Origin of the sequence: Escherichia sp. 93.1518 (assembly GCF_013368915.2) — a bacterium.
Classification (GTDB): Bacteria; Pseudomonadota; Gammaproteobacteria; order Enterobacterales; family Enterobacteriaceae; genus Escherichia; species Escherichia ruysiae.
The window spans coordinates 17,095-39,530 of the sequence record NZ_JABWMT020000030.1 but is presented as its reverse complement, the minus strand read 5'-3'; the positions used below and the strand labels follow the sequence as shown (position 1 = coordinate 39,530).

Genomic DNA, 22,436 nt, shown 5'->3' with positions numbered 1-22,436 from the left:
CGAACCCGGCTCAAAGACCCGCTGCGGCGGGTTTTTTTGTCTGTAATATCCATTTGTATGACCTATGCCTCCTTCACCTGCCATTTAGTTGACAGATGATGCGCTCACGGATGAAACATTATTGTGAACAAAATATTCTTCTCACATGTGATGCCTTTCCGCGCTCTGATCGACGCTTGCTGGAAAGAAAAATACACTGCCGCACGGTTTACCCGTGACCTGATTGCCGGGATTACCGTCGGGATTATCGCTATTCCGCTGGCGATGGCGTTGGCAATTGGTAGTGGCGTAGCTCCGCAGTACGGTTTATATACCGCTGCTGTTGCAGGGATTGTCATTGCTCTGACGGGTGGGTCGCGTTTTAGCGTTTCCGGTCCGACTGCGGCATTTGTGGTAATTCTCTATCCTGTTTCGCAACAGTTTGGACTGGCAGGCCTGCTGGTTGCGACGTTGTTGTCGGGGATCTTTTTGATCCTGATGGGGCTGGCGCGCTTCGGTCGCCTGATTGAGTATATTCCGGTTTCCGTTACCTTAGGCTTCACTTCGGGTATCGGGATCACCATCGGTACGATGCAGATTAAAGATTTTCTCGGTCTGCAAATGGCACATGTCCCGGAACATTATCTGCAAAAAGTTGGCGCATTATTTATGGCGCTACCGACCATTAACGTGGGCGATGCCGCAATTGGTATTGTAACGCTTGGGATACTGATTTTCTGGCCGCGTCTGGGCATTCGTTTACCCGGTCATCTTCCGGCCTTGCTGGCTGGTTGTGCGGTGATGGGTATTGTTAACCTGCTCGGTGGACACGTTGCTACCATCGGATCGCAATTCCACTACGTCCTCGCCGATGGATCTCAGGGTAATGGTATTCCGCAACTGCTGCCGCAACTGGTACTGCCGTGGGATCTACCTAATTCAGAATTCACGCTGACCTGGGACTCCATACGCACACTGCTGCCTGCGGCATTCTCAATGGCAATGCTCGGCGCAATCGAATCTCTGCTCTGCGCTGTGGTACTGGATGGTATGACCGGGACTAAACACAAAGCGAACAGCGAGCTGGTCGGTCAGGGTCTGGGGAATATCATTGCCCCGTTCTTTGGTGGTATTACCGCTACAGCCGCGATCGCGCGTTCTGCCGCTAACGTCCGTGCCGGTGCAACCTCGCCCATCTCGGCGGTGATCCACTCGATTCTGGTTATTCTCGCCCTGCTGGTACTGGCACCGCTGCTCTCCTGGCTGCCGCTTTCCGCCATGGCTGCCCTGCTGTTAATGGTGGCATGGAACATGAGTGAAGCACACAAAGTGGTCGACTTGCTGCGCCATGCGCCGAAAGATGACATCATCGTCATGCTGCTTTGCATGTCGCTGACCGTGCTGTTTGATATGGTTATTGCCATCAGTGTGGGTATCGTACTGGCATCGCTGCTGTTTATGCGTCGCATCGCCCGTATGACTCGTCTGGCACCTGTGGCGGTAGATGTTCCTGACGATGTACTGGTTCTGAGAGTTATTGGTCCGCTGTTTTTCGCTGCGGCTGAAGGCTTATTCACCGATCTTGAATCGCGTCTGGAAGGCAAAAGAATTGTTATTCTGAAGTGGGATGCAGTTCCGGTGCTTGATGCCGGTGGCCTTGATGCGTTCCAGCGTTTTGTGAAGCGCCTGCCTGAAGGGTGTGAACTGCGGGTGTGTAACGTGGAATTCCAGCCACTGCGCACCATGGCTCGTTCTGGTATTCAACCGATCCCTGGACGCCTGGCGTTCTTCCCGAATCGCAGCGCAGCAATGGCTGATCTGTAAGAAAGGCATTAAATTGACCAGTCAGCGCAAACTGACTGGTCAGCAAACTACATTATGCGTTAGCTATGACGACGATTATCGTTACGGCGGCAACGTTTGTCATAGTGGCGAACCCACCAGTAACGGTCACACACCTGTTCATGTCCGCCAACACGGGCACCCGCCAGCCAGAGAATGGCACCGACGAAAATACTCAGCACTGCACCATGTGCGAAATACTGGGGCATATTAAACTGTGGTAACTGGTTGAGGATTGAATACCCCACGCCGACCACCATGACCACCAGACCCAACCCCATGAGCACGTTACCGAGTAACGAAGCGTTTTTGCGTTTCATATGTCACCTCCGGAACTTTCTGGGTTGTAACAGGGAATACCCCTCTTCCTTATGTGTAAAGTATAGACAACACCCTGTAGGTTATGTGCGGGCGTGATCACAATTACAACCCTTATTTCAACAAAACTTTACAAATAACCGCCTGAACACCCTGACTTTCTAATAGTTCGCAGAGGCAATTATTGTGTTGTCTGCGTATAAGGTGCTGTTTTTTGTCAAGCGAGGCCACAACCAGTAAACTACGCGCCAGTTATGCACTCACTCAGGACAAAATACGTGACGATTAAATTGATTGTCGGCCTGGCGAACCCCGGCGCTGAATACGCCGCAACGCGACACAATGCTGGCGCCTGGTTCGTTGACTTACTGGCGGAGCGTTTGCGCGCTCCCTTGCGCGAAGAAGCTAAATTCTTTGGTTATACCTCGCGAGTTACCGTTGGAGGCGAAGATGTCCGCCTGTTAGTCCCGACCACATTTATGAATCTCAGCGGCAAAGCCGTCGCGGCGATGGCCAGTTTTTTCCGCATTAACCCGGACGAAATTCTGGTCGCCCACGACGAACTGGATCTGCCCCCTGGCGTCGCCAAATTTAAGTTGGGCGGCGGCCATGGTGGTCACAATGGACTGAAAGATATCATCAGTAAATTGGGTAATAACCCTAACTTTCACCGTTTACGCATTGGAATCGGTCATCCGGGCGATAAAAACAAAGTTGTCGGGTTTGTGTTAGGCAAACCTCCTGTTAGTGAACAGAAGTTAATTGATGAAGCCATCGACGAAGCGGCACGTTGTACTGAAATGTGGTTTACAGATGGCTTGACCAAAGCAACGAACCGATTGCACGCCTTTAAAGCGCAATAAGTCGTTGTCTGCGGCATTTTTGCCGCGTGCCGTGTATAATAGGCAGAGTTATTTCCATTTCTACAATCTGTTTACGATAACAGGTTGATTATTAAGATATTAAGGTGATTTAAATCATGGGATTCAAATGCGGTATCGTCGGTTTGCCCAACGTCGGGAAATCTACCCTGTTCAACGCGCTGACCAAAGCCGGTATTGAAGCGGCCAACTTTCCATTCTGCACCATCGAGCCGAACACAGGCGTTGTGCCAATGCCCGATCCGCGTCTGGATCAACTGGCTGAAATCGTAAAACCGCAGCGTACGCTTCCCACGACCATGGAGTTTGTCGATATCGCTGGCCTGGTAAAAGGCGCATCGAAAGGCGAAGGTCTGGGTAACCAGTTCCTGACCAACATCCGTGAAACCGAAGCGATCGGTCACGTTGTTCGCTGCTTTGAAAATGACAACATCATTCACGTTTCCGGCAAAGTTAACCCGGCAGACGATATTGACGTTATCAATACCGAGCTTGCTCTGGCGGATCTCGACACCTGTGAACGTGCGATTCACCGCGTACAGAAAAAAGCCAAAGGTGGCGATAAAGACGCGAAAGCCGAGCTGGCGGTACTGGAAAAATGCCTGCCCCAACTGGAAAACGCAGGTATGCTGCGCGCGCTGGATTTAAGCGCAGAAGAAAAAGCAGCTATTCGTTACCTGAGCTTCCTGACGTTGAAACCGACGATGTACATCGCTAACGTCAACGAAGACGGTTTTGAAAACAACCCGTATCTGGATCAGGTGCGTGAAATCGCGGCGAAAGAAGGTTCTGTTGTCGTTCCGGTTTGTGCTGCTGTTGAAGCCGACATTGCCGAACTGGACGACGAAGAACGTGACGAATTTATGCAGGAACTGGGACTGGAAGAGCCGGGTCTGAACCGTGTGATCCGTGCCGGTTATAAACTGCTGAACCTGCAAACTTACTTCACCGCCGGGGTGAAAGAAGTGCGCGCATGGACCATTCCGGTTGGTGCAACCGCGCCGCAGGCTGCTGGCAAAATCCACACCGATTTTGAAAAAGGCTTTATCCGTGCACAAACCATCGCGTTTGAAGATTTCATCACTTACAAAGGTGAACAAGGCGCGAAAGAAGCAGGCAAAATGCGTGCAGAAGGTAAAGATTACATCGTTAAAGATGGCGATGTGATGAACTTCCTGTTTAACGTTTAAATCCCCTGACGGTTAATAATGAGCCATTATGTGAATCGCACATAATGGCTTTTTTACGCCTGCTACTCTGCTTCTTTCAATTCTGAGTTACCAAAACTCATAATCAGACTCCTGGCAATATTAACAATGCGGTCTTTATGTGATAACAATCACAATGCATTAACTGTTCAAGAGTTTGTCATGAAAAAAACATTTACCTTCAGCCTGTTAGCAATTGTCTTTGCGAGCCTGTTAAGTGCTTGTGTTCCTCACCATCATCACCGCCACAGCGATGGCCCGCGTGGTCCTGCGGCTTCCGGTAAGCCAATGCCACCTTCAAATGGTGGGCCAAATCATGGCAGTCATGGTCGCTATTAATTAGCAAGTCATACGCGGGAGAGTGCATACTCCCGCTATCCCCGGCGCTTAAACTGCCCCGCATCAATGCCATATTGTTTCATTTTTCGCCACAGCGTGGTGCGACCAATTCCAAGTAACGCCGACATTTCCAGAATACGTCCGTCAGTCACCTGGGCGGCGTTAATAATCGCTTCTTTTTCGACTTCCGCAAATGACAGACTGGTGGAAAGACGCGTGGCGCTGATATCTTCTGTCGCCTGTTCGGTAAACAGATGCTCAGGCAAATTACTGACGCGAATACGCCCGTTGTCGCTGCTCAGGGCAAGGTTCTCAATGACGCTATACAGTTCAAAATCATTACCGGGCCATGCGCAGGAGACCAAACGAGCAAGCGCATCATCATCAATCTTCAAACGGGTTGAGAAGCGTTTTTCGAGATTACGCAATTTATTATTCACCAGCGCCGGAATACTGCCGCGCCGCATACGCAGAGGCGGGATGGTAATTTCAAATGCATGGAGCGCGTAATAAAGCTGCCGACTAAAGCGATTTTGTTCCACCAGCATTGCCAGATCTGCGGTCGTTGTGGCAATCACTTTGACATCAATCGGGATTAAACGCCGCGCATCCAACCGCGTGATAACGCCCTGCTTGATGACCTGAAGCAATGCTGACTGTAACTCCATCGCCAGATACTCAATCTTTTCGAGAAACAGCGTGCCGCCGTGTGCCAGTTCCAGACGACTCAGACGGCCATTTTTATTCTCCGTGCGATCGCCGCCAATAAATTCTTCCACCAGCGTCGCATCACCATATAACTCGCAATTGACGGCGATATAGGGACCTGCGGCGCGTTCGCTTTCATTATGAATCGCCTGGCTTAACAGGGCTTTACCAACGCCTTCTTCTCCACAAAGTAACACCGGAAAACTGCTGCGCGCCGCCTGACGACCAAAATGAATCAAGCGGCGGGTTTGCGGATCATCCTGTGGCATATGAGCAAAAGTATGACTAACTTTGCCTAATTGACTGGTCATCAATTGCCGCATCTGTTCCACCGGATGCAGCAGCAGAATAAAGCTGGTTCCCTGGGCTTCAATTATCGGTTTAAGGGTAATGACCGTATCAATAAACTGGTGCTGACTTTCAAAGGTCGCTTCCACATGTTTGAGCGGATGTGCCTGTTTTATTGCCTGTTGCAACACGGCGGGTAACGTTAACAGTTCCGTGATTGCTCTTCCCTGACTTGCCGTCACATCCAGACGTAAAACACGCGCCGCCTGAGCATTGATAAATTGCAGATTACCCTGCTCATCCCAGCTAATCACGCCATCGTCCATACTTTCTAACAGGGCGTTAAGCTGATTTAAATGCCGATTAGTTTCAGCCAGCAAACTGTCCGTTAGCAGTAAGTTTCCCACCTCGCGAGCAATTGCCAGCGTCAACGGCAAATCGGCTGCTGTCGATTGTTCCGCCGGACACGCCAGGGCTATCGTCCCCGTCAATCGCCCCTTGCTGTCAAACAGCGGCGTTGCACAAAATGCCCATTTCCAGAGCGCCTGTTTAAAATGTTGATCGGCTATCGTTTTCACCGCCTGACCAGAGATAGCCGCTAACGATAACGCACAAGTACCGATGATTCCTTCGGCACAATAAGTGCCGTCATTAAATCCCAACGCACTAAGCTGCTCCATAGTCTGCGGATCACCATAACGGCTAAGGATGCAGGCAGTTTCATCGAGAATAAGCAAAACGCACGCTCGTGGCGCCATATATTCCAGGGCATCTTCCAGCGCCGCCTGACCAAGTGTCAGCATCGCCTTTTTACGCCGACAGATAGTAGCAAATGTCACGCCCTGGGCCTGGTGCGGTACGCTCCACGATTCCCGTTTCATCAGTTTGCGGCATCGCTCCCAGGATGCTGCAATCCAGGGAGAGTTAGCCTGGTCATCGTTGTGAAAACCGCCTCTCATATTCCACTCGCTTCTGGCAAAAGGTGTTCTGACTCGCAATTTTAAGTATCAGGGCATTCTTATGTTCCATAATGGAACATTTATTAAAACATATGTTTCACCATGAAACATAATTTGTATGAATTTTCTTTTCCTAAGTCTGATGCACAATGGATTCATCGGCAGTCAGTGGTCGCCGTGTCGTTGAACATCATCCATGCCCTACGATAATTGCTGGAGCAAAATAATGAAAAAATTGATCAATGATGTGCAAGACGTACTGAACGAACAACTGGCAGGGCTGGCGAAAGCGCATCCTTCACTGACATTGCATCAGGATCCGCTGTACGTCACACGAGCCGATGCACCGGTTGCCGGAAAAGTCGCCCTGCTGTCAGGCGGCGGCAGCGGGCACGAACCGATGCACTGCGGTTATATCGGTCAGGGAATGCTCTCGGGGGCTTGTCCGGGCGAAATTTTCACTTCACCGACCCCCGATAAAATCTTTGAATGCGCCATGCAAATTGATGGCGGCGAAGGTGTACTGCTGATCATTAAAAATTACACCGGCGATATTCTTAACTTCGAAACAGCAACCGAATTACTCCACGACAGTGGCGTAAAAGTGACCACGGTGGTCATTGATGACGACGTCGCGGTGAAAGACAGTCTTTATACCGCCGGGCGGCGCGGTGTTGCCAATACGGTGTTAATAGAAAAACTTGTGGGTGCGGCGGCGGAACGTGGCGACTCACTGGACGCCTGTGCGGAACTGGGGCGTAAGCTGAATAATCAGGGGCACTCAATTGGTATCGCTCTCGGTGCCTGTACCGTTCCAGCCGCTGGCAAACCCTCATTTACGCTGGCAGATAATGAGATGGAGTTTGGCGTCGGTATTCATGGCGAGCCGGGTATCGATCGTCGCCCCTTCTCTTCCCTTGATCAAACCGTCGATGAAATGTTCGACACACTGCTGGAAAATGGCACATACCATCGCACACTGCGCTTCTGGAATTATCAACAAGGAAACTGGCAGGAAGAGATACAAACCAAACAGCCGCTACAATCTGGCGATCGGGTGATTGCGCTGGTCAACAATCTCGGCGCCACGCCACTTTCTGAGCTTTACGGCGTCTATAACCGTCTGACTACGCGTTGTCAGCAAGCGGGGCTGACTATCGAACGTAATTTAATCGGCGCGTATTGCACTTCACTGGATATGACCGGTTTTTCCATCACCTTACTGAAGGTTGATGACGAAACGTTGGCGTTATGGGATGCCCCAGTCCACACCCCGGCGCTGAACTGGGGTAAATAAGGAGATAACGATGTCACTGAGCAGAACTCAAATTGTTAACTGGCTTACTCGCTGTGGAGAAATCTTCAGCAAAGAGAGCGATTATCTTACCGGACTGGATCGTGAAATTGGCGACGCTGACCACGGGCTAAATATGAATCGAGGATTTAGCAAAGTGGTGGAAAAACTACCCGCCATTGAGGACAAGGATATTGGTTTCATCCTCAAAAATACCGGTATGACGCTGCTTTCCAGCGTCGGTGGTGCCAGTGGTCCGCTATTCGGTACATTCTTTATTCGCGCCGCGCAGGCGACTCAGGCGCGCCAAAGCCTGACGCTGGAAGAGCTTTATCAGATGTTCCGCGATGGTGTGGACGGCGTAATCAGTCGGGGGAAAGCCGAACCTGGCGATAAAACCATGTGCGATGTCTGGAAACCAGTGGTTGAGTCGTTACGCCAGTCCAGCGAGCAAAATCTCTCTGTTCCGGCGGCGCTCGACGCAGCCAGCGGAGTGGCTGAATCCGCTGCACAAAGCACGATTACGATGCAAGCTCGCAAAGGCCGTGCCAGTTATCTCGGTGAACGCAGTATTGGTCACCAGGATCCTGGCGCGACCTCAGTGAGGTTTATGATGCAAATGCTGGCGTTAGCCGCGAAAGAGTAAGGAATTGGTGATGGTAAACCTGGTCATAGTTTCACATAGCGCCCGGCTGGGTGAAGGTGTCGGTGAATTAGCCCGTCAGATGTTAATGAGCGATAGTTGTAAAATCGCCATTGCCGCAGGGATTGATGACCCGCAAAATCCCATTGGTACTGATGCCGTCAAAGTGATGGAAGCCATCGAATCCGTTGCTGATGCCGACCATGTGCTGGTTATGATGGACATGGGAAGCGCGTTATTGAGTGCAGAAACCGCTCTGGAATTGCTGGCGCCAGAGATCGCCGCAAAAGTACGTTTGTGTGCAGCGCCATTGGTCGAAGGAACTCTGGCGGCAACGGTTAGCGCGGCATCGGGTGCAAGTATCGACAAAGTTATTCATGATGCTATGTCTGCGCTGGAAGCCAAACGCGAACAACTGGGTTTACCGTCATCCGCCACTGAGATATCTGACACATGCCCGCCGCACGATGAAGAAGCCCGTTCCCTCGCTGTGGTGATTAAAAACCGTAACGGCCTCCACGTACGCCCGGCCTCTCGACTGGTCTATACCTTATCGGTATTTAATGCAGATATGTTGCTGGAGAAAAACGGCAAATGCGTCACGCCGGAAAGTATTAACCAAATTGCGCTATTACAAGTCCGCTATAACGATACTCTGCGCCTGATCGTGAAAGGGCCAGAAGCTGAAGAGGCGCTGGCCGCTTTCCGCCAGTTGGCTGAAGATAACTTTGGTGAAACAGAAGATATTGCGCCACCAACTCTGCGCCAGGTTACTCCTGTCACGGGTAAAGCCTTTTATTATCAACCGGTTTTATGCACAGTACAGGCAAAATCAATCCTGACGGTGGAACACGAACAGGAACGATTACGCCAGGCTATTGACTTTACGTTGTTAGACCTGATGACGTTAACGGCAAAGGCAGAAGCAAGCGGGCTTGACGATATCGCCGCGATCTTTTCCGGTCACCATACTCTGTTAGACGATCCTGAACTGCTGGCGGCAGCAAGCGAACTTCTTCAGCATGAACATTGCACCGCAGAGTATGCCTGGCAGCAGGTTCTTAAAGAACTTAGCCAGCAATATCAGCAGATTGATGATGAATATCTGCAGGCGCGCTATATCGATGTGGATGATCTTCTGCATCGCACCCTACTCCATCTGACACAGACAAAAGAAGAACTACCGCAATTTAGTACACCGACCATTTTGTTGGCAGAGAACATTTATCCCTCCACCGTGCTGCAACTGGACCCGACGGTCGTTAAAGGCATCTGCCTTAGTGCCGGAAGTCCGGTATCCCACAGCGCCTTAATTGCCCGTGAACTGGGTATTGGCTGGGTTTGCCTGCAGGGGGAAAAACTGTACGCGGTACAACCTGAAGAGACGTTAACTCTGGACGTTAAAACCCAACGTTTTAGCCATGATGGCTAAAACAGTGTTCGGATGGCATCGCTACGATGCCATCCGAAAAAGCCGTACGCTATTAGCCAGCGTACTGACCATGTTGTAAATCCTGTACTACTTTGTTCATTTTCGCTTCATTCAACAGATAAAACTTAATAGAAATTGCAGTCAGGAAGTAGAAGAATGCCGGCAGGAGGGTAAACAGTAACACTACGCCCTGTACTGAATTAGCGGATTGAGTTGTGCTACTGGTTGCATAACCATAATAAGCCAGTACCCAACCAATCACCGCCCCACCTACCGCAACACCCAGTTTGATGACAAAAATATTCGCAGCAACGTTCATCCCCGTAATACGACGACGCGTTTTCCATTCACCATAGTTATTCGCATCGGTAATCATTGACCACTGGAGCGCACCATTTCCGCCCTGAATAATCTGAATTGCCAGATGAGCCAGTAATGGAATAATCCAGTATTCCACCGACAGGAAATAACAGAGCACGCCCAACGCTGCGTTAATAATATTAACCCAGAATGAAAGTTTAATTTTACAAAAGCGAGTACCAAATGGTTTCGCCAGTACAGAACCTAACATAGAAGCAAACATTCCGCCGAGCATAAACCACGTAAGAATATCTGAACCTTTATTTAAAACGGTATTAACATAATAAACAACAGCACCGCCACGGATAACCACCGCCACCAGCATCATAAAATTATAAACAGAGAGAATGCGCCACTGATCATTCTTAAAAAGAATCTTCAAATCGCGCGCGATATTCAGATTTTCTTCCTGAATAGGTTGTACACGCTCTTTGGTGGTCAGGAAACAAATTAAGAACATAATGCAGCCAATAACGCCAAAAACCGCCATCGCAATCTGGATACCAGTAGCCCGGTCCCCAGGAGAGAGGAAGTCAGCGACAGGCAGGATAAATGCAGTACCTAACGCACCACCAATAGGCGTGATGGCAAAACGCCAGGATTGCAGTGACAGGTTTTCACGCGGATCGGACGTCAACGCCGCGCCCAATGAGCAGTAAGGGATATTAATGGCCGTATACATTAATGTCATAAATATATAGGCGGCAACCGCATAGACAACCTTACCGCTGTCAGAGAAATCAGGAATGGAGTAAACCAGCACGCAACTGACCGCAAACGGTACACAGATGGCCAACAGCCACGGACGGAAACGCCCCCAACGAGATGAGGTTGCATCGGCGATTGCCCCCATAATCGGATCGGTAATTGCATCCAGTAGACGCACCAGTAAAAACATGGTTCCCATTACGGCTGGCGGCAGACCATAAATATCGGTATAGAAATAAGCGAGGATGGCAACAGAAGAATCAAAGACGATATGGCTGGCAGCATCACCCAGGCTATAGCCTATTTTTTCTTTTATTGGCAATTTTTCCACATTAGACATGTTTTATCCTTATCTATAAATTTACTTCACGTAATACCTTTCACTGGCGCAATTCTTCACGGAAGTTTTTGGTCGGTCTATTATGTTTTTTCATTAAATTCTTATGATTTTTTTCTTCTGTGATCGCACAGCAAAAGTCACTGCCCATTTAATAAACAACATATATTTTGTGAATATATTGCAACACTATTTATGCCTTTAATTACACCATCCATATGCCTGACACTTCGCAGAATGAGATTTCAATCATGCAGTTGCCGCGATCCTGAACTAAGGTTTTCTGATACTTGATTACCGTTTTGTTCGGTATCGCCAAAGGAGAATGATTGATGAAACCACGTGTCCCTCGTCACCTGCAAAGAATGGCGTTAATTCCCACCACCGTTTTATTGTGTTTTGCCACGCTATCGGCACAAGCGGAAGAAATCGCTGTCACACCACAATCGCCTGATATTTTGTTGGGACCGTTGTTTGACGATGTGCAAAACGCCAAACTTTTTCCTGATCAAAAAACCTTTGCCGACGCCGTGCCCAACAGCGACCCGCTAATGATCCTCGCTGATTACCGGATGCAGCAGAACCAGAGCGGGTTTGATTTACGGCACTTTGTGAAAGTTAATTTCACTCTGCCAAAAGAAGGCGAGAAGCATGTCCCACCGAAGGGACAGTCGCTGCGTGAACATATTGATGGACTTTGGCCGGTATTAACCCGCACAACGGAAAGCACCGAAAAATGGGACTCTCTGTTGCCATTGCCGAAACCCTATGTCGTGCCAGGAGGCCGTTTTCGGGAAGTGTATTACTGGGACAGTTACTTCACCATGCTGGGGCTTGGCGAAAGCGGTCACTGGGATAAAGTGGCGGATATGGTGGCGAATTTTGGTTATGAAATAGATACTTATGGACATATTCCCAACGGGAACCGCAGCTACTATTTAAGCCGTTCGCAGCCGCCTTTCTTTGCATTGATGGTGGAGTTACTGGCGCAACATGAAGGCGACGCCGCGTTGAAACAGTATCTGCCGCAACTACAAAAAGAATATGCTTACTGGATGGACGGCGTTGAAAATCTGCAAGCCGGGCAACAGGAAAAGCGCGTTGTAAAGCTCAAGGATGGCACCATTCTTAACCGCTACTGGGACGACCGCGATACACCTCGTCCGGAATCATGGGTAGAAGATATCGCTACCGCTAAAAGCAATCCAAATCGTCCTGCCACTGAAATTTACCGTGACCTGCGTTCTGCCGCCGCATCTGGCTGGGATTTCAGCTCGCGCTGGATGGACAATCCACAGCAGTTAAGTACATTACGCACCACCAGCATCGTACCGGTCGATCTCAATAGCCTGATGTATAAAATGGAAAAAATCCTTGCCAGCGCCAGTAAAGCCGCCGGGGATAATGCGATGGCCAGCCAATACGAAACGCTGGCGAATGCCCGTCAGAAAGGGATCGAAAAATACTTGTGGAATGATCAACACGGCTGGTATGCTGATTACGATCTGAAGAGTCATAAAGTACGTAATCAGTTAACTGCCGCCGCCCTGTTCCCGTTGTACGTTAATGCAGCAGCGAAAGATCGCGCCAGTAAAATGGCAACAGCGACCAGAACGCATCTGCTGCAACCTGGCGGACTGAACACCACCTCGGTGAAAAGTGGGCAGCAATGGGATGCGCCAAATGGCTGGGCGCCGTTACAATGGGTCGCTACTGAGGGATTGCAAAACTACGGACAGGAAGATGTGGCGATGGACATTAGCTGGCACTTTCTGACCAATGTTCAGCACACCTATGACCGGGAGAAAAAGCTGGTGGAGAAATATGATGTCAGCACCACCGGAACAGGTGGCGGTGGTGGCGAATATCCGTTGCAAGATGGTTTTGGTTGGACCAACGGCGTAACGCTGAAAATGTTGGATTTGATCTGCCCGAAAGAAAAGCCGTGTGACAACGTTCCGGCAACGCGCCCGACCAGTGCTTCCGCAACGCAGCCAACAAAAGTCACAGAACCCACACCTTAATCTTTTCTTCTCCCGACAGCGTCATTCTGCTTATCAGGATGACGTTGCCGTTTTATCTGGTTTTCAAACACCGTGAGATTTACACATAATTTGAAAGCGGATAGTGATGCCTGCACCGCTATCCGCCAGAAAGATTACGTTATTCTCTTCGCAGGAGGCGGAATACCCCCAGCACCAGGATAGCGCCGACCACCGCCACCAGGAAGCTATGTAAATTAAAACCACTGATGGAGCCGCCAATGCCAAACATGGTCGCCAGCCAGCCGCCGACAACCGCACCGACTATCCCGAGAATGCAGGTCAGGAAAAATCCACCACCATCACGCCCTGGCATGATCAGCTTGGCGATAATGCCGGCTATCAGGCCAAAAATAATCCAGGCAATAATTCCCATGTTCAGGCCCTCGTTTCGATGAATCGGACGCAAGAAATGCTTACGTCAACGCTCTAAGTATAGGCAAGCACAGGATCAATGGTGGGAGGCTGTCGGTTGAATTAGTCGTAAGTTGTAAAAAAAATTCACGCATTTGTATTAAGTTTTGTTAGTCCCTACCGATAAACCAAAGACAGTTTGTCGGTCAGGAGTTTTTCCGCGTGAGTCATTACCATGAGCAGTTCCTGAAACAAAATCCGTTAGCAGTCCTGGGCGTTTTACGCGATTTACATAAAGCCGCAGTACCACTGCGTATCAGTTGGTCAGATGGTCAGTTGATCAGCAATATACTGGCGATAAGCCCTGATAAACTGGTGCTGGATTTTGGTAGTCAGCAAGAAGACAACAATGCCGTGCTTAAAGCGCGACAAATCACTATTACCGCCGAAACGCAAGGCGCCAAAATCGAATTTACCCTTGCTCAATTACAGCAAAGTGAATATTTGCAGCTTCCGGCGTTTATCGCCACTCCCCCTCCCGCATTATGGTTTGTGCAACGACGCAGATATTTCCGCATCTCCGCCCCACTTCATCCGCCTTATTATTGTCAGACCAAACTGGCGGATAACAGTACGTTACGTTTTCGCCTGAGTGATTTATCACTAGGTGGCATGGGTGCATTACTGGAAACGGAAAAACCGGCCGGATTGCACGAAGGTATGCGCTTCGCACAGATTGAAGTCAACATGGGACAATGGGGTGTTTTTCACTTTGACGCCCAGTTACTGACCATCAGCGAGCGCAAAGTGATTGATAGCAGAAATGAAACTATCTCCACTCCCCGCCTGAGCTTTCGTTTTCTTAACGTCAGCCCGACGGTGGAGCGGCAATTACAGCGGATTATATTCTCACTCGAACGGGAAGCCCGGGAGAAAGCGGACAAAGTGCGCGACTGAGTTACATCGCGTCCAGCGCCTGCTCAAGTTTGTAGATATAGCGTGGAGCCTGCGGTGCAGGATGATTTCTTGCTACGTGATCGAGGAACTCATCAGCATCCAGATCATTAATTTTGCTGATCGCTTTTTTCCGATCTGATGAGAAAGTCCGCAGCAACGCACCAGCCCCGTTAGCGTATGACACCACCAGCGCATATTGCAGTACCTTCGGATCTTCAATGCCTGCCAGCGGGCCGGTTTCCAGAATATTCAGGTAAGCCGCCCCCATTGAGATATTACGCTCCGGGTTTTTCAGCTCGCTGGTCGTCGGCTCGCCACTCCAGCCCATACGGCGATAAACATCACGTCCGGAGGTTGAGGCTTTTAACTGCATTAAACCAATAGCATTCGACTTACTTACCGCGTTCGGGTTACCACCCGATTCGATAGCGATAATTGCCGTGATCAATTGCGGATCAACGCCCCATGCCGCTCCGGCTTTCTGACTTATTGGCATCCACTGCATCGCACGTTGTACCGGGACTTTCGCATTCCATGGCGGGTTCGTATAGTCATGCTTTGAAGAACAACCCGCTAATAACACAATCAAAAAGGCAAACCATCTCAATTTCACTTCATCAATCCTTATAGCCTGGAATCGCCGTTGAGGTGACAACGGCACACCTAAGCGGCATGATATACATTTCGTTTCTGTTGTCAGCAAGGAATTGCCATGTCTCTGTTTCACTTAATTGCCCCGTCGGGTTACTGCATTAATCAGCACGCCGCACAGCGCGGCGTTCAGCGCCTTACCGATGCGGGGCATCAGGTCAATAACGTCGGGGTTATCACCCGTCGCTGTGAACGTTTTGCTGGTACGGAAACGGAGCGTCTGGAAGATCTCAATTCCCTTGCCAGACTGACCTCACCCAACACCATCGTGCTGGCAGTACGCGGCGGTTACGGTGCCAGTCGCTTACTGGCGGATATTGACTGGCAGGCTCTGGTGGCTCGCCAACAACATGATCCGTTGCTTATCTGCGGGCATAGCGATTTTACGGCCATTCAGTGCGGTCTTCTGGCACAAGGCAATGTCATCACCTTTAGCGGCCCGATGCTGGTGGCAAATTTTGGCGCGGATGAGCTGAATGCCTTTACCGAGCACCACTTCTGGCTGGCGTTACGCAATGAAACGTTCAGCATTGAATGGCAAGGGGAAGGCCCGGCGTGTCAAACAGAAGGAACATTGTGGGGAGGCAACCTCGCGATGTTGATTTCGCTTATCGGTACGCCGTGGATGCCACAAATTGAGAACGGTATTCTGGTACTGGAAGACATCAACGAACATCCGTTCCGTGTCGAACGCATGTTGTTACAGCTTTATCATGCTGGAATTTTACAGCGCCAGAAGGCGATTATTCTCGGTAGCTTCAGTGGCAGCACGCCCAATGATTATGATGCGGGTTACAACCTGGCGTCGGTGTACACGTTCTTGCGTTCCCGCCTGTCGATTCCGCTGATTACCGGCCTCGACTTTGGTCATGAACAACGCACAGTGACGCTGCCGCTGGGTGCACATGCTATCCTCAAAAACGACAAAAACGGCACACAATTGACAATTAGCGGTCATCCTGTTCTGAAAGCGTAAAAAAATCACGCTTCCGGGCTAACTAAAACGCTGTTTCTGCCGTGAATATGGTAGGTTTATAGCACGAGACAGCGTAATCAGGAGTAACCGACCGTTGGATGCCGCAACAATTATTAGCCTTTTTATCTTAGGCTCCATCCTTGTCACCAGCAGTATTTTACTTAGTTCATTTTCTTCCCGCCTTGGCATTCCGATTCTGGTTATTTTCCTGGCGATCGGTATGCTGGCTGGAGTCGATGGTGTCGGCGGCATTCCGTTTGATAATTATCCTTTTGCCTACATGGTAAGTAACCTGGCACTGGCGATTATTTTGCTCGATGGCGGAATGCGCACCCAGGCCAGTTCATTTCGCGTGGCGTTAGGACCTGCACTTTCACTGGCGACGCTGGGCGTGCTTATCACCTCCGGTTTAACCGGCATGATGGCGGCATGGCTGTTTAATCTTGATTTGATTGAAGGCTTATTGATTGGCGCAATTGTCGGCTCCACCGACGCCGCAGCGGTCTTTTCTCTGCTGGGCGGCAAAGGGCTTAACGAACGTGTTGGCTCGACGCTGGAAATAGAGTCCGGCAGCAATGATCCGATGGCGGTCTTTCTGACAATAACCCTGATTGCGATGATCCAGCAGCATGAAAGCACTATTAGCTGGATGTTCGTTGTCGATATCCTGCAACAATTTGGCCTGGGGATCGTAATCGGTCTTGGCGGGGGTTATTTACTGCTGCAGATGATTAACCGCATCGCCCTGCCTGCGGGCTTGTATCCATTGCTGGCATTAAGCGGCGGTATTTTAATTTTTGCTTTAACCACGGCGCTGGAAGGCAGCGGCATTCTGGCAGTTTATCTGTGCGGTTTTCTGCTGGGTAATCGTCCGATTCGCAACCGCTACGGCATTCTGCAAAATTTCGACGGCCTCGCCTGGCTGGCACAAATCGCTATGTTCCTGGTGCTGGGGCTGTTGGTTAACCCGAGCGACCTGTTGCCTATTGCCATTCCGGCGCTCATTTTGTCTGCATGGATGATTTTCTTCGCCCGCCCCCTTTCGGTATTTGCTGGATTGCTACCGTTCCGTGGCTTCAATCTGCGCGAGCGCGTGTTTATTAGTTGGGTTGGATTACGCGGCGCAGTGCCGATCATCCTGGCGGTGTTCCCGATGATGGCGGGGCTGGAGAATGCGCGTCTGTTCTTTAATGTCGCCTTCTTCGTAGTTCTGGTTTCACTGCTATTGCAGGGAACATCGCTGTCGTGGGCAGCGAAAAAAGCCAAAGTGGTGGTTCCGCCAGTGGGGCGTCCGGTGTCACGCGTTGGACTGGATATTCATCCGGAAAATCCGTGGGAGCAGTTTGTTTACCAATTGAGTGCCGATAAATGGTGCGTGGGCGCGGCGCTGCGCGATCTGCATATGCCAAAAGAGACGCGCATTGCGGCACTGTTTCGTGATAACCAGTTGCTTCACCCCACCGGCAGCACCCGACTGCGCGAAGGCGACGTGTTATGCGTGATTGGTCGGGAACGCGATCTTCCGGCACTCGGAAAACTGTTTAGCCAGTCGCCGCCGGTCGCGCTTGATCAACGCTTCTTTGGTGACTTCATTCTCGAAGCCAGCGCGAAATATGCCGATGTGGCGCTGATCTATGGTCTGGAAGACGGTCGGGAGTATCGCGATAAACAGCAAACGCTGGGTGAAATTGTTCAGCAATTGTTAGGTGCGGCTCCGGTTGTCGGCGACCAGGTGGAGTTTGCCGGGATGATCTGGACGGTGGCTGAGAAAGAAGATAACGAAGTGTTGAAGATTGGCGTTCGGGTGGCGGAGGAAGAAGCCGAATCTTAAGTTTGATGCGGCTGATATCGCCGGATGCGATGCTTACGCATTTTATCCGGCTTGCCACAAGTTACACCGTCACAACAGGTACACGTAGCGCCAGCGCGCACATCAACTCATAGCCCACCGTTCCGGCAGCGGCGGCGACATCATCAATTTTGATCTCCTTGCCCCACAGCTCAACTGGCGTACCAATACCCGCCTGCGGGCAAGGCGTCAAATCGACCGCCAGCATATCCATCGAGACTGTCCCCACCGTCATGGTGCGCACGCCGTCCACTAAAACAGGTGTTCCGGTTGGTGCATGACGCGGATAGCCGTCGGCGTATCCGGCGGCGACAATGCCGATTCGCTGCTCATCGAGCGCAGTATAGCGACCGCCATAGCCCACACGTTCGCCCGCTTTTAGCGTCTGAACACCAATAATCTCACTGCTTAACGTCATTACCGGACGTAATCCGGTATTGGCGATATCGCGCCACTGACCGGACGGCGAAGCACCATATAAAATAATGCCAGGTCGAACCCAGTCAAAATGCACTTCCGGATGCCACAGGGTTGCCGCCGAATTAGACAACGAGCGCCGACACTCCAGCCCTTCCGCTGCCTGCTCAATACGCGCCATCGCGCCGGAAATCCCATCAGGATGCTCCGCATCGGCAAAATGCGACATCAGCGTCATTTCGCCAACGTTCGCCATCGCCCGCAGCTGCTGCCAGACAGTGAGCACGCGATCGGGCTGGAACCCCAACCGATTCATCCCACTATTCACCTTAAGGTAAATATCCAGCGGCGCTTTTAGCCGCGCATTTTGCAGTGCTTTGAGCTGCCAGTTACTGTGCACGCAGGTGGTCAGGCGGTACTGGTCATAAATTTCCAGATCCTGAGCGTGAAAAAAACCCTCCAGCATCAGGATTGGCCCTTTCCAGCCGCGCTCGCGCAGGATAATAGCCTCTTCAAGATTAAGTAACGCAAAACCATCGGTCGCCCCGAGCGCGCTCCAGATACGCTCGATACCGTGCCCGTAAGCGTTCGCTTTTACCACCGACCAGACGCGCGCGTGCGGCGCGGCCTGGCGGACAATGGTCAGATTTTGTTTTAATGCCTGCAGATCGAGGCTGGCCTGTATCGGACGAGTCATCTCGATTCCTTAACTGTGCGCGCCATGTAAATGGCCTGGACGTGATGGCGTAAATCCACGACTGTAGCGCGCTACACTTAGATCCTCATACGGGATCGCTGGCGTGCGCCCTGACAGCAGATCGCTTAACAACTGACCGGAACCGCAAGCCATCGTCCAGCCAAGCGTGCCGTGACCGGTATTCAGCCACAAATTTTTAAAGCGTGTACGCCCCACAACCGGCGTGCCATCTGGTGTCATCGGGCGCAGACCGGTCCAGAAAGTAGCCTGCTCGACATGACCGCCGCGCGGATAGAGATCGCGCACCACCATTTCCAGCGTTTCACGACGCGGCTGCAATAACTCAGTATTAAAACCAACGATTTCCGCCATGCCGCCGACACGAATGCGATTATCGAAACGGGTAATGGCGATTTTGTAGGTTTCATCAAGAATGGTGGACACCGGCGCACCGTCTTCATGCGCAATCGGAATGGTCAAAGAATAACCTTTCAGCGGATAAACCGGGATATCGACAATGCCCTTGAGCATCGCCGTCGAGTAAGAGCCAAATGCCATAACATACGCATCGGCCTTAATCACCTCATCACCACACTTCACGCCATAGATCTGCTCGCCGTCACAAAGCAGTTGATCGACTGGCGTATTAAAGCGGAATTTAACCCCCGCCTGTTCCGCCATTCGCGCCAGATTCTGGGTAAAGAGCTGACAGTCACCGGTTTCGTCATTGGGTAGTTGCAGGCCGCCAGTCAGTTTGTGCGCAACTTCCGCCAGCGCAGGTTCCACTTCCGCCAGGCGACTGGATTCCAGCAATTTATATGGCACGCCTGCATCTTCCAGTACGGCGATATCGCGAGTGGCGTTTTCATACTGTTGTTCAGTGCGGAACAGTTGCAGCGTCCCGCCCTGCCGGCCTTCATACTGGATATTGGTTTCGGCGCGCAATGCTTTCAGGCAATCACGGCTGTATTCTGCCAGGCGCACCATCCGCCCTTTGTTTTCCATATAGTGGCTGGTGTCACAGTTACGTAACATTTGCCACATCCATTTCAACTGGAATTGCGAACCATCGAGACGAACCGCCAGCGGCGCATGGCGCTGGAACATCCATTTGATCGCTTTTAAAGGCACACCTGGTGCCGCCCACGGTGCAGCATATCCGGGGGAGATTTGCCCGGCATTCGCGGCGCTGGTTTCCAGGGCGGCCCCCGGCTCCCGATCAATGACGGTGACCTCATGTCCTGCCTGATTTAAATACCAGGCGCTGGCAACGCCTACCACACCACTTCCCAGTATGACAACTCGCATAGCCACTCCGATAACGGTAGATATAGTAAAAGAACAATAATCTAATTACATCTTGATAACTCAGATAAAAATATTATTCAACATATGGCTTTTTTATGGTGAGCTGGCTCACATCTCCCTGACTCTACGGGAATATGGCGTCTTTAGTATCTCCTGCTGGTCGAGCTTTATATCCAGCAGAAAATTCCGTTCAGAAGCTAATTATTGGCACTCCGATAATAAGAAATCGCAAAGAAAAAAATTCTCCAGCGACGCGGTTTTTAACTGGTGTTCTATGCTTGAAATGAGGTGCTCCACACAGAGAGCGCCGACAACAATGAGGTGCGCGTATGGCGACGATCGATTCTATGAATAAGGACTCCACACGTTTGAGCGATGGACCTGACTGGACGTTCGACCTGCTGGATATTTATCTGGCAGAGATAGACCGGGTGGCAAAACTCTACCGGCTTGATACCTACCCGCACCAGATTGAAGTAATTACATCAGAGCAAATGATGGATGCCTACTCCAGCGTCGGGATGCCAATTAACTATCCGCACTGGTCGTTTGGCAAAAAGTTTATTGAAACCGAGCGTCTGTATAAGCACGGTCAGCAAGGGCTGGCCTATGAAATCGTTATTAACTCTAATCCGTGCATCGCTTACCTGATGGAAGAGAACACCATTACCATGCAGGCGCTGGTGATGGCTCACGCCTGTTATGGCCATAACTCTTTCTTCAAAAACAATTACTTATTCCGTAGCTGGACCGATGCCAGCTCGATTGTCGATTACCTGATTTTCGCCCGCAAATACATTACCGAGTGCGAAGAACGCTATGGCGTTGATGAGGTAGAAAAGCTGTTGGACTCGTGCCATGCGCTGATGAACTACGGTGTGAATCGTTATAAACGCCCACAAAAAATCTCGCTGCAAGAGGAGAAAGCCCGGCAGAAAAGTCGCGAAGAGTATCTGCAAAGCCAGGTCAATATGCTCTGGAGAACGCTGCCTAAGCGCGAGGAAGAGAAAACCGTTGCCGAAGCGCGCCACTATCCATCCGAGCCACAAGAAAACCTGCTCTATTTTATGGAGAAAAATGCGCCGCTGCTGGAATCATGGCAGCGTGAAATCCTGCGCATTGTACGTAAAGTGAGCCAGTATTTTTATCCGCAAAAACAGACTCAGGTGATGAACGAAGGCTGGGCGACCTTCTGGCACTACACTATCCTTAACCATCTGTATGATGAAGGGAAAGTGACCGAACGTTTTATGCTGGAGTTCTTGCATAGCCACACCAATGTGGTCTTCCAGCCGCCCTATAACAGCCCGTGGTACAGCGGAATTAACCCGTATGCCCTCGGATTCGCTATGTTTCAGGATATTAAACGGATTTGTCAGTCGCCAACGGAAGAAGACAAATACTGGTTCCCGGATATCGCCGGTTCCGACTGGCTGGAAACGCTGCATTTCGCGATGCGTGACTTCAAAGATGAGAGCTTTATCAGCCAGTTCCTGTCACCGAAAGTAATGCGTGATTTCCGCTTCTTCACAGTGCTGGATGACGATCGGCATAATTATCTGGAGATTTCCGCCATTCATAATGAGGAAGGTTATCGGGAGATCCGTAACCGTTTATCGTCGCAATATAACTTAAGTAATCTTGAGCCGAATATTCAGATCTGGAACGTAGATTTACGCGGCGACCGTTCGCTGACGCTACGTTACATTCCACATAACCGCGCACCACTGGATCGGGGGCGTAAAGAAGTGCTGAAGCATGTACATCGCCTGTGGGGGTTTGATGTGATGCTCGAACAGCAAAACGAAGACGGCAGCGTTGAGTTACTGGAACGTTGCCCGCCAAGAATGGGAAATCTGTAAATATCCCTCCTCGTTTGAGGAGGGTTT

General features: G+C 50.6%; 19 protein-coding genes and 1 pseudogene. 12 read left to right on the top strand and 8 right to left on the bottom strand.

Features of this window, described 5'->3' with window-relative positions; all coding sequences use genetic code 11:
* Positions 1-123: 123 nt before the first annotated feature.
* The gene (dauA, locus tag HEN21_RS18580; RefSeq protein ID WP_001033163.1) at positions 124-1,803 is read left to right on the top strand and encodes a C4-dicarboxylic acid transporter DauA; all 1,680 of its coding nucleotides are present in this window, start codon (positions 124-126) and stop codon (positions 1,801-1,803) included.
* 59 nt (positions 1,804-1,862) lie between these two features.
* Here the strand turns inward: dauA and ychH are convergent, their stop codons facing one another.
* Positions 1,863-2,141: a stress-induced protein YchH gene (gene ychH / locus HEN21_RS18575; protein ID WP_000823884.1), complete on the bottom strand. Its 279-nt coding sequence runs from the start codon at positions 2,139-2,141 to the stop codon at positions 1,863-1,865.
* Positions 2,142-2,417: 276 nt separating this feature from the next.
* Between ychH and pth the strand changes: the two genes are divergently transcribed.
* The 3 genes from pth to HEN21_RS18560 all read left to right on the top strand — a co-directional run bounded on the left by pth (position 2,418) and on the right by HEN21_RS18560 (position 4,567).
* Positions 2,418-3,002: an aminoacyl-tRNA hydrolase gene (pth, locus tag HEN21_RS18570; RefSeq protein WP_000152950.1), complete on the top strand. Its 585-nt coding sequence runs from the start codon at positions 2,418-2,420 to the stop codon at positions 3,000-3,002.
* A 116-nt stretch (positions 3,003-3,118) separates the two neighbouring features.
* Positions 3,119-4,210, top strand: a complete 1,092-nt coding sequence (gene ychF, locus HEN21_RS18565) for a redox-regulated ATPase YchF (RefSeq protein WP_000505860.1) — start codon at positions 3,119-3,121, stop codon at positions 4,208-4,210.
* 180 nt (positions 4,211-4,390) lie between these two features.
* Complete coding sequence (locus HEN21_RS18560) at positions 4,391-4,567, top strand: hypothetical protein (protein WP_016158417.1); 177 nt, start codon at positions 4,391-4,393, stop codon at positions 4,565-4,567.
* Between the two features lie 35 nt (positions 4,568-4,602).
* Here the strand turns inward: HEN21_RS18560 and dhaR are convergent, their stop codons facing one another.
* Positions 4,603-6,522, bottom strand: coding sequence for a dihydroxyacetone kinase operon transcriptional regulator DhaR (gene dhaR, locus HEN21_RS18555; protein WP_176251888.1), 1,920 nt, complete (start codon positions 6,520-6,522; stop codon positions 4,603-4,605).
* A gap of 226 nt (positions 6,523-6,748) precedes the next feature.
* Here dhaR and dhaK point away from each other — a divergent pair, with 226 nt between their 5' ends.
* The 3 genes from dhaK to dhaM are packed head-to-tail and all read left to right on the top strand — an operon-like array spanning position 6,749 to position 9,891.
* On the top strand, positions 6,749-7,819 hold the full coding sequence (gene dhaK, locus HEN21_RS18550) for a dihydroxyacetone kinase subunit DhaK (RefSeq protein WP_016231742.1): 1,071 nt from the start codon (positions 6,749-6,751) through the stop codon (positions 7,817-7,819).
* 10 nt (positions 7,820-7,829) lie between these two features.
* Complete coding sequence (gene dhaL / locus HEN21_RS18545; RefSeq protein ID WP_176251889.1) at positions 7,830-8,462, top strand: dihydroxyacetone kinase subunit DhaL; 633 nt, start codon at positions 7,830-7,832, stop codon at positions 8,460-8,462.
* Between the two features lie 10 nt (positions 8,463-8,472).
* Entirely contained in the window at positions 8,473-9,891 is a 1,419-nt protein-coding gene (gene dhaM, locus HEN21_RS18540) for a dihydroxyacetone kinase phosphoryl donor subunit DhaM (protein WP_105285523.1), read from the top strand.
* Positions 9,892-9,943: 52 nt separating this feature from the next.
* Here dhaM and HEN21_RS18535 read toward each other — a convergent pair whose 3' ends face one another.
* Positions 9,944-11,299 (bottom strand): glycoside-pentoside-hexuronide (GPH):cation symporter, encoded by a 1,356-nt coding sequence (locus HEN21_RS18535; protein WP_176251890.1) that lies wholly within the window; start codon positions 11,297-11,299, stop codon positions 9,944-9,946.
* A gap of 329 nt (positions 11,300-11,628) precedes the next feature.
* On the opposite strand from HEN21_RS18535, the gene HEN21_RS18530 reads away from it, so the two are divergent.
* On the top strand, positions 11,629-13,320 hold the full coding sequence (locus HEN21_RS18530) for an alpha,alpha-trehalase (RefSeq protein WP_000804566.1): 1,692 nt from the start codon (positions 11,629-11,631) through the stop codon (positions 13,318-13,320).
* 139 nt (positions 13,321-13,459) lie between these two features.
* Here the strand turns inward: HEN21_RS18530 and HEN21_RS18525 are convergent, their stop codons facing one another.
* Positions 13,460-13,714 (bottom strand): GlsB/YeaQ/YmgE family stress response membrane protein, encoded by a 255-nt coding sequence (locus HEN21_RS18525; RefSeq protein WP_000511315.1) that lies wholly within the window; start codon positions 13,712-13,714, stop codon positions 13,460-13,462.
* Positions 13,715-13,914: 200 nt separating this feature from the next.
* On the opposite strand from HEN21_RS18525, the gene ycgR reads away from it, so the two are divergent.
* Positions 13,915-14,649: a flagellar brake protein YcgR gene (ycgR, locus tag HEN21_RS18520; RefSeq protein ID WP_000020171.1), complete on the top strand. Its 735-nt coding sequence runs from the start codon at positions 13,915-13,917 to the stop codon at positions 14,647-14,649.
* Position 14,650: 1 nt separating this feature from the next.
* Here ycgR and emtA read toward each other — a convergent pair whose 3' ends face one another.
* The gene (gene emtA / locus HEN21_RS18515) at positions 14,651-15,262 is read right to left on the bottom strand and encodes a membrane-bound lytic murein transglycosylase EmtA (RefSeq protein ID WP_001295616.1); all 612 of its coding nucleotides are present in this window, start codon (positions 15,260-15,262) and stop codon (positions 14,651-14,653) included.
* A gap of 99 nt (positions 15,263-15,361) precedes the next feature.
* Between emtA and ldcA the strand changes: the two genes are divergently transcribed.
* Together ldcA and HEN21_RS18505 are read left to right on the top strand one after the other, a co-directional pair.
* Complete coding sequence (ldcA, locus tag HEN21_RS18510; protein ID WP_000051594.1) at positions 15,362-16,276, top strand: muramoyltetrapeptide carboxypeptidase; 915 nt, start codon at positions 15,362-15,364, stop codon at positions 16,274-16,276.
* A gap of 94 nt (positions 16,277-16,370) precedes the next feature.
* Positions 16,371-18,041 (top strand): annotated as a pseudogene (locus HEN21_RS18505) (potassium/proton antiporter); the annotation flags it as partial.
* Here HEN21_RS18505 and HEN21_RS23625 read toward each other — a convergent pair.
* Genes HEN21_RS23625 through dadA form a run of 3 tightly spaced genes read right to left on the bottom strand, consistent with a single transcriptional unit; the run spans position 17,979 to position 20,547 of the window.
* A complete protein-coding gene (locus HEN21_RS23625) occupies positions 17,979-18,125 on the bottom strand; it encodes a hypothetical protein (protein ID WP_423779532.1) in 147 nt (48 codons plus the stop codon). The pseudogene HEN21_RS18505 and the gene HEN21_RS23625 sit on opposite strands and share 63 nt — an antisense overlap.
* A 43-nt stretch (positions 18,126-18,168) precedes the next feature.
* Positions 18,169-19,239: a catabolic alanine racemase DadX gene (gene dadX / locus HEN21_RS18500; protein WP_000197886.1), complete on the bottom strand. Its 1,071-nt coding sequence runs from the start codon at positions 19,237-19,239 to the stop codon at positions 18,169-18,171.
* A gap of 9 nt (positions 19,240-19,248) precedes the next feature.
* Positions 19,249-20,547, bottom strand: a complete 1,299-nt coding sequence (gene dadA / locus HEN21_RS18495) for a D-amino acid dehydrogenase (protein WP_001266888.1) — start codon at positions 20,545-20,547, stop codon at positions 19,249-19,251.
* Between the two features lie 329 nt (positions 20,548-20,876).
* On the opposite strand from dadA, the gene HEN21_RS18490 reads away from it, so the two are divergent.
* A complete protein-coding gene (locus HEN21_RS18490; RefSeq protein ID WP_176251891.1) occupies positions 20,877-22,409 on the top strand; it encodes a SpoVR family protein in 1,533 nt (510 codons plus the stop codon).
* Positions 22,410-22,436 lie beyond the last annotated feature (27 nt).